Source organism: Paenibacillus sp. AR247 (assembly GCF_002968895.1).
In the GTDB taxonomy this organism is placed as follows: Bacteria; Bacillota; Bacilli; order Paenibacillales; family Paenibacillaceae; genus Paenibacillus_AQ; species Paenibacillus_AQ favisporus.
The window spans coordinates 13,185-21,622 of sequence record NZ_PCZT01000025.1 but is presented as its reverse complement, the minus strand read 5'-3'; the positions used below and the strand labels follow the sequence as shown (position 1 = coordinate 21,622).

General features: G+C 53.6%; 6 protein-coding genes and 3 pseudogenes. 7 read left to right on the top strand and 2 right to left on the bottom strand.

The features are described 5' to 3' along the window. The 4 genes and pseudogenes from CPT76_RS32675 to CPT76_RS32660 all read left to right on the top strand — a co-directional run. A pseudogene (locus tag CPT76_RS32675) lies at positions 1–910 on the top strand (ABC transporter ATP-binding protein); the annotation flags it as partial. After that, the gene (locus tag CPT76_RS32670) at positions 910–1,989 is read left to right on the top strand and encodes an ABC transporter permease (RefSeq protein ID WP_105445854.1); all 1,080 of its coding nucleotides are present in this window, start codon (positions 910–912) and stop codon (positions 1,987–1,989) included. The pseudogene CPT76_RS32675 and the gene CPT76_RS32670, both read left to right, overlap by 1 nt. A 1-nt stretch (position 1,990) precedes the next feature. Next, positions 1,991–2,953, top strand: a complete 963-nt coding sequence (locus CPT76_RS32665) for an ABC transporter permease (protein ID WP_094595544.1) — start codon at positions 1,991–1,993, stop codon at positions 2,951–2,953. A gap of 245 nt (positions 2,954–3,198) precedes the next feature. Next, a complete protein-coding gene (locus tag CPT76_RS32660) occupies positions 3,199–3,528 on the top strand; it encodes a hypothetical protein (protein WP_105445853.1) in 330 nt (109 codons plus the stop codon). A 55-nt stretch (positions 3,529–3,583) separates the two neighbouring features. Here the strand turns inward: CPT76_RS32660 and CPT76_RS32655 are convergent, their stop codons facing one another. Next, positions 3,584–4,030, bottom strand: a complete 447-nt coding sequence (locus tag CPT76_RS32655) for a GNAT family N-acetyltransferase (protein WP_105445852.1) — start codon at positions 4,028–4,030, stop codon at positions 3,584–3,586. A gap of 588 nt (positions 4,031–4,618) precedes the next feature. On the opposite strand from CPT76_RS32655, the pseudogene ilvB reads away from it, so the two are divergent. The 3 genes and pseudogenes from ilvB (at position 4,619) to ilvC (ending at position 7,995) form a co-directional block, all read left to right on the top strand. Continuing rightward, positions 4,619–6,362 (top strand): annotated as a pseudogene (gene ilvB, locus CPT76_RS32650) (biosynthetic-type acetolactate synthase large subunit). Positions 6,363–6,364: 2 nt separating this feature from the next. Beyond that, positions 6,365–6,850 carry an acetolactate synthase small subunit gene (ilvN, locus tag CPT76_RS32645; protein WP_076173236.1) on the top strand — a complete coding sequence of 162 codons (486 nt, stop codon included), beginning with the start codon at positions 6,365–6,367 and terminating at the stop codon, positions 6,848–6,850. 153 nt (positions 6,851–7,003) lie between these two features. Next, positions 7,004–7,995: pseudogene (ilvC, locus tag CPT76_RS32640) on the top strand (ketol-acid reductoisomerase). A 101-nt stretch (positions 7,996–8,096) separates the two neighbouring features. On the opposite strand, the gene CPT76_RS40960 reads toward ilvC, so the two are convergent. Then, the coding region (locus CPT76_RS40960; protein WP_258169037.1) for an aldo/keto reductase at positions 8,097–8,438 on the bottom strand (342 nt) is incomplete at its 5' end.

The window sequence follows — 8,438 nt, the reverse complement described above, 5'->3', positions numbered from 1 at the left end:
CAAATTTCCGACACGGTGACGATTATCCGGCGGGGAAAGTCATCGACACCTTGAAGACGTCCCTGACGAATCCGAACGAGCTTGCCGAGAAAATGGTGGGCCGAAGCGTCTCCTTTAAGGTGGACAAGCAGCCGTCTGTACCGAAGCAAACCGTGCTTAATGTAAAAATCTGGTGTCCAAAAACAAAGAGGGGGTTCCCGTTCTGAACGGGCTTGATCTTCAGGTGCGTGCAGGGGAAATTCTCGGCATTGCCGGCGTTGACGGGAACGGGCAGAGCGAGCTGATCGAAGCGCTGACGGGCCTGAGCAAGGTTGACAGCGGCCTGATCGAAATCAACGGCAAGGATATTACCAACAAACCGCCGCGATTCATATCGGAAAGCGGAGTGTCGCATATTCCGGAGGACCGTCATAAACACGGTCTTGTCCTTGATTTTTCCATGAGTGAAAATATGGTGCTGGAAACGTATTATAAAGCCCCTTACAACAAAGGCGGCTTCTTGAACAAAAGCGCCATTGACGACCAGGCGAAACGCCTGATCGAGCAATTTGACGTCAGAACGCCGAGCATTGAGACGAAGGCTCGTGCTTTATCCGGCGGTAATCAGCAGAAGGCGATTATAGCCCGGGAAATAGATAAAGATCCGGATCTGCTCATCGCAGCGCAGCCGACACGGGGACTTGACGTCGGTGCGATCGAGTTTGTGCAGAAGCAGCTTGTTGCGCAGCGGGACAAGGGGAAAGCCGTGCTGCTGATCTCCTTCGAGCTGGACGAGATCATTAACGTGTCCGACCGGATTGCGGTTATTTACGAAGGACAGATCGTCGGCGAAGTGCGGCCGGAGGACACGAATGACCAGGAGCTGGGTCTGATGATGGCGGGCAGCAAGGTTGCGGGAGGTAAGGCCTAATGAATAAATTATTTAAAATTTTTACCGTTAACAGCCTGTTGACGCCTCTCGTATCGATTGTGCTTGGACTCATCGTAGGGGCCATCATTATGCTGATCGGGGGGTACGATCCGATTCTGGCGTACAGTTCCCTGTTCAGCACCGTATTTGGAAACCTGTACGATTTCGGGGAAACGATCCGCGAAATTACGCCGCTAATTATGACCGGTCTTGCTGTCGCCTTTGCGTTCCGGGCAGGCCTGTTCAACATCGGGGCGGAAGGGCAGTACATCGTAGGCATGACCGCCGCGACAGCGGTCGGGATCAAGCTGACCGGGCTGCCGATCGTTCTGCATGCCATCGTAGCGATCATCGCCGGCGGATTGGCCGGAGGGATCTGGGCGGGCATTACCGGCTATCTCAAGGCCAAACGGGGCGTAAACGAAGTTATTATTTCGATCATGCTGAACTGGACCGGCCTTTATTTGAGTAACTATATCGTGAGAAACTTCCTGCTTCTCAAGGGCCAACAGCGCTCTGAGGACATCCAGGATACGGCGTCGATTTCGATCGGCTGGTTGTCCGACATGTTCAGCGATGCGCGTATGCACTGGGGAACCGCGATTGCGATTCTAGCAGCTGTGTTTTTCTATGTGTTCATGTGGAAGAGCAAGCAGGGGTATGAGCTGCGGGCCGTAGGACATAACGGGGATGCCGCGAAATATGCGGGCATGAACGTGAAGAGCAATATCGTGAAAGCCATGTTCATCAGCGGTATTTTTGCCGGATTGGGCGGTGCCTTTCAGGTGCTTGGCGTGTTCCATTACCAGGCGATCTTCACGGGGTCTCCGGGCGTCGGCTTTGACGGAATCGCGGTGGCGCTGATCGGCATGAACCATCCGTTCGGCATTCTGCTGTCCGCCGCCTTGTTCGGTACGCTGACTTACGGCTCCGCGGGCATGAGCTTTGGCGCGGAAGTGCCGCCGGAAATCATCCGGATCGTTATCGGATCCATCATATTCTTTATTGCTGCACAAGGCATTGTGCGCTGGGTTCTGAAGCCCTTCTATCTGAAGCGCAAGAAAGAGAAGGTGTTGTAAAATGGATTGGATCACAACAATTGGCCAGCTGCTGAATACGACGCTCGTTTTTTCGACAGCGCTTATCTTTGCTGCTATGGGCGGCATCTTCTCTGAACGCTCCGGAGTAACGAACATCGGGATTGAGGGCTTGATGACCTTCGGTGCGTTTGCGGCCGGCGTCGCTTCCTATTACGCGGAGGATGCAGGCATGGGGGCGGCTTCCCCTTATATCGGCATGCTCGCTGCGATCGTGATCGGGCTAGTCGCTTCGCTAATTCACGCTGTCGCCTCGATCACCTTTAAGGCGGATCAGGTGATCAGCGGCGTCGTGATCAACTTCCTGGCAACAGGAAGCACGCTGTATATGGTCAAGCTAATGTTTGAAGGTGCGGGAGAAACTCCACTGCTGATGGAGAGTCTCCAAAAGTGGAAGATTCCTTTCCTTTCCAAAATTCCGATTATCGGGGAAGGCATATTCAGCAATTACCCGACAACATATCTGGCTATTATTGTCGTTATCGTTGCTTCGTATATCCTGTACAAAACCTCCTTCGGCCTTCGTCTGCGCGCGGTCGGAGAGCATCCAAGCGCCGCCGATACGGTCGGCGTCAAAGTGCGCCGGATGCGGTATATCGGGGTCATGATCAGCGGTGCTTTGGCTGCGCTCGGCGGAGCCACGGTTACGCTCACGACGACGAGCACGTTTTCGCATAATACGATTTCAGGCCAAGGTTTTATCGCGATCGCTGCGATGATTTTCGGGAAGTGGAATCCGCTCGGTGCGTTCGGGGCAGCTGTATTTTTCGGCTTCTCCCAGGCCATCGGGAACTACTTCCAGCTCTTCGATTGGGCGCATGACATTCCGCAGGAATTTATTTACATGCTCCCGTACGTACTGACTGTTATCGTTCTGGTGGCGGCCGTGGGACGCTCGTCTGCGCCGGCTGCGCTGGGGGAACCGTACGATCCGGGAAAAAGATAATGATCGAACCGCAAAAGGCTGCATTCCATTCAACTGGAGTGCAGCTTTTTTGATTAAGCAGCGAGCTTGGCAGGGCGGCATGACATGTTATACAGCAGCGGATTCCTCCCGACAGGAGTACATGCTTCCAATGCTTGCGCCAGCGATGCCTGCTTCACCTATCTTCCCGGGAACCGGGCTATGGAACAAGCGCCGTGCGGGGCATTCGAATAGATTGATGTGAAGACTATTGGAGGAGGGATTATATGCAACAGTCTGTGACTCGTAAACACGCCCAGAAGTTTGTTGGTAAACATATTGTGGCTGCCAAAAAAGACGGAAGCCTGGTGACCGGAAAATTGCTGCGCATCTCGGGCAACCGTCTGATTCTGCAGCGGAATAAAGGGAAAAAGGTTCACACCAAAGCGATCATTCCGCTTGTCTTGTTTGATCTGCTGGCGATTGGAACCGCCCCTTACGCCTACGGCCCTTATGGCGGATTCGGCGGAGTTCCTTATGGCGGCTTCGGCCCTGGATACGGCCCTGGTTTCGGCCCGGCCGGATATCCGAAACCTTACGGCGGTGGATTCTGGTAAACCGTTATAATCGGCACGCATGTTAAAAGGGTTGTAGGATATTTCCACCGCGATGCTAGGAAAGCCGCTTTTCCAATTCATGGCACTGGTTTTTGGCGTGGTACTTGATATTGAAATATCCTAACTTTTGGTAGAATATCATCCCATTTGCATTCCCGGAATCAACCATGACTTTCGACCGTTTGCACCCGCGTGACAACGCAAATCTTTCCGCATGGGCCATCAAGAGGTTGCCCCATCTTTTGCGCTGTGATTCGGGTGCGACGGCTAACATATCGATATAGAGCAGATCGCCGTGAAGCATAAAGTGGACAAATCCTACCGGATCCCCTTCGTAGTAGGGGGAAGCGATGAGGGTCACGCCGCGGTTCATGCGCCCGGGAAGATCCTTTCGCACCTGCTCCAATTGGCTTTTGGTCATATGGGACAGCGGGACAAGCTGGGTCTCGATTAAATGCATGATGACAGCATCGTCCTGCTTGGGTCTGCGGTATCTAATCATAGAGTCTGTCCTCCGTTCTGCTGCCCAATTCATCCATGAGCGACATACGTCATCATATGAAAATAGGGGTGGGCGGTGTGCCGAAAGTTCCCGGGAAAATGGAGGACAAAAGCAGACATGTATTTTTTTATCCGAATCTGGGTATTGACTATAGAATCGATGGGTCATATAATGTGTCTAAACATTTTATCGAGTATACAGTCATCGGCAATGAAGAGGACGAAGTTTAAAGGGCTCTTTTGAACAGAGAGTGAGAGGATCTGCTGCAACCTCCGCCAAAACCCCTTTTATACGAGCTCACCTCGGAGCTGTTCTCCTGAAAAGCGCTAAAGCCTATTAGGGAGAATCGTCAGGTCCACGTTACGGACTCAAGGTATGGAAACGGATGAGCCATCGATGATGAGGCACCGTTCCTGATTTTCTATACCTGCTGAGGCTGTGCACTGTGAAGTGCGGAGCAAATATGGGTGGTACCACGGAAGAACAACCTTTCGTCCCTCACACAAGAGCATTGTGTGATGAGGGATGGAAGGTTTTTTTGTTTACCATCACAAAAAAATGAACGTATTCTTGAGAGGAGGATGACTGATGAGCGCGCAAATTCCTGAAGTGCGGTCTACAGAACAATTACGTGAGAAATGGATGAAGCCGGAAGTCATTTCCGGCTCGGAAATACTGCTTCGCAGCCTTCTGCTGGAAGGTGTCGAGTGTGTTTTCGGGTATCCGGGCGGGGCAGTGCTTTACATTTACGATGCGATGTATGGATTTAAGGATTTCAAACATGTGCTGACTCGTCACGAGCAGGGAGCGATCCATGCGGCAGACGGTTACGCACGGGCAAGCGGCAAAGTCGGCGTGTGTATAGCAACATCGGGACCGGGGGCGGACCAACCTGGTCACAGGAATTGCCACCGCTTATATGGATTCCGTCCCTCTGGTTGTTATCACGGGTAACGTCGCAACGAGCCTGATCGGAACGGATGCTTTTCAGGAGGCCGACATTACCGGCATCACGATGCCGATTACGAAGCACAGCTATCTCGTCAGAGATGTCAAAGATCTACCGAGAATTATTCACGAAGCCTTCCACATCGCTTCAACCGGCCGCAAAGGCCCGGTGCTGATCGACATTCCGAAGGACGTATCGGCGGCACTTACGCTGTTCGAACCGGGAAACAGCATTAACCTTCGCGGATACAACCCGCGCCTGGTGCCTAACAAGCTTCAGCTCGACAAGCTGGTTGCAGCGATCGAAGAGAGCGAGCGGCCGATGATCATTGCCGGCGGCGGCGTGATCTACTCCGGCGGACATGAAGCGCTGTACGAATTCGTGAAGCGGACCGAAATTCCGATCACGACCACGCTTCTCGGTCTGGGCGCATTCCCGAGCGGGCATGAGCTCTGGACGGGCATGCCGGGGATGCACGGAACTTACGCCTCCAACATGGCGATTCAGGAGTCGGACCTGCTGATCAACATCGGCGCGCGGTTCGATGACCGGGTAACAGGCAAACTGAACGGATTTGCCCCGAAAGCGAAAATCGTGCACATCGACATCGATCCGGCGGAAATCGGCAAAAACGTGCCGACGGACATTCCGATCGTAGGCGACTGCAAGACGGTGCTGGAAATGCTGAACAACGATGTGAAGCGGGCCGGCAAGGCTGAAGCCTGGAGAACCCGGGTTCAGCAGTGGAAGCTGGAACATCCGCTCCGCTACGCTGATTCGGATACAGAGCTCAAGCCGCAATGGGTTATCGAGCTGCTGAACGATACGACGAAGGGCGAAGCGATCGTCACGACCGACGTAGGCCAGCATCAAATGTGGGCTGCACAGTACTATAAGTTTAATCAGCCGCGCTCCTGGGTGACCTCAGGCGGCCTCGGAACGATGGGATTTGGACTTCCTTCCGCTATCGGTGCCCAAATGGCCAATCCGGAAAGGCTCGTCATTTCGGTGAATGGTGACGGCGGCATGCAGATGTGCTCTCAGGAGCTTGCCATCTGTGCCATCAACAACATACCGGTGAAGGTTGTCATCATCAACAACCAAGTGCTTGGTATGGTTCGTCAGTGGCAGGAACTGATTTACGATAACCGTTACAGCCATATCGACCTGGAAGGAAGCCCGGATTTCGTCAAACTGGCCGAGGCTTACGGAGTGAAGGGACTTCGGGCGACGAACAAGGAAGAGGCCAGAACGGCCTGGAAAGAAGCGCTCGAAACACCGGGACCTGTCGTTGTGGAATTTGTGGTCAGCAAGGGTGAGAACGTGTATCCGATGGTAACTCAAGGCTCGACCATTGATCAAATGTTGATGGGGGATGCATAATTATGAGCATGAGACATACCATTGCCGTTCTAGTGAATGACCAGCCGGGCGTGCTGCAGCGGGTATCCGGACTGTTTGGACGCCGCGGCTTCAACATTGAGAGCATTACGGTCGGGCAGTCGGAAGAAGCGGGGCTCTCCCGCATGGTCATCGTCACGATCGGTGACGACATGACGCTGGAGCAAATCGAGAAGCAGCTGTACAAATTGATCGATGTCATCAAGGTGATCAACCTTAGCTCCAAGCCAATGGTAGCGCGGGAGCTGGCGCTGATCAAAGTCAGCGCGGAGCCGGCGGAACGTCCGGAAATCCTCGGCGTCGTGGAAACGTTCCGCGCTTCGGTCGTCGACATCGGAAGCGGCAGCATTATGGTTCAGGTTGTCGGGGATTCCTCGAAGATCGACGCCATGATCGAGCTCTTGAAGCCATACGGAATCCGGGAGCTGTCTCGCACCGGAGTCACCGCCATGATTCGCGGAAATGCATAATCATACACAACAACATATTCATTAAATTCCCGCTAAAGAGCGGGGGTTTGAGAGGATCGTATCCCAAAAGCGGGACAAACCGGGTGCAGGGTCCTTTGAAACACCCGCTCTTTATGAAGGGTTCTTTTTAAAAACAAAGGAGGATTTATTCACATGCCAGTTACAACTTATTACGAGCAAGACGCAGAACTCAGCGCTTTAAAAGGAAAAACCGTTGCCGTTATCGGATACGGAAGCCAAGGCCACGCACAGGCGCAAAACCTGCGTGACAGCGGTGTCAAGGTCGTTATCGGTCTTCGCGAAGGTAAATCTTTCGATAAAGCCAAAAACGACGGTTTCGAAGTTCTGTCCGTTGCCGAAGCAACAAGCCAAGCGGACGTAGTACAAATCCTGATGCCGGACGAAACTCAAGCATCCGTGTACAAAAACGAAATCGAGCCTAACCTGAAAAAAGGCGCTGCGCTCATGTTCTCCCACGGCTTCAACGTTCATTTTGGACAAATCGTCGCTCCTAAAGATTCCGACGTGCTCCTGGTTGCTCCAAAATCCCCAGGTCACATGGTTCGCCGTACGTATGTCGAAGGCTTCGGGGTTCCTGGCCTGATCGCCATCGAGCAGGACGCTACTGGCAATGCGAAGCAAATCGGACTGGCCTATGCAAAAGGTATCGGCTGTACCCGCGCAGGGGTTATCGAAACCTCCTTCCGCGAAGAAACTGAAACCGATTTGTTCGGTGAGCAAGCCGTACTTTGCGGCGGCGTAACTGCGCTGATCAAAGCCGGATTCGAAACGCTGGTTGAAGCTGGATACGCTCCGGAAATGGCTTACTTCGAGTGCCTTCACGAAATGAAGCTGATCGTTGACCTGATCTATGAAGGAGGCATGGCTAACATGCGTGACTCCATCTCCAATACGGCTGAGTACGGTGACTATGTAACTGGACCTCGCATCGTAACGGAAGAAACGAAGAAAGCGATGAAGGAAGTGCTGTCCGACATCCAACAGGTAAATTCGCCCGTGACTTTATCCTTGAGAACCAATCCAACCGTGCATTCCTGAATGCAACGCGTCGTAACGAAGCTAACCATCCGATCGAAGTTGTCGGCGGTCAGCTGCGCGAAATGATGCATTGGATCAAGAAATAACATACGGCACTCATCCATCAATAAAAAAAGGCGGATCCCCGGATATAGAGGGGATCCGCCTTTTGCATTTCGGGAGCAGCGATGTAAGCCGTTATGCCCGCTTACCAGGCATACGCCTCAGGGGCGGCGCCGCCCGGTCCCGGGAAGATTTCGTCCAGCCGCTTCAGCACGGCCTCATCCAGCTCGATTTCGAGCGCGCCGAGGGAGCTTTCGAACTGCTCCAATGTACGCGGCCCGATGATCGGCGCCGTCACCGCCGGATTGCTCAGCAGCCAGGCAAGCGCGACGTTGTCCTGCGGCTCGCCGAGCTCATTGCACAGTTCGGCAAACGCCTCGAGCTTGGCGCGATGCTTCTCAATGCGCTCCGCGCTTCCGCCGCTGCGTGTGCCCTCCAGCTTCTTCAGCGCGTTGCGTCCGAGCAATCCGCCGTCGAGCGGGCTCCA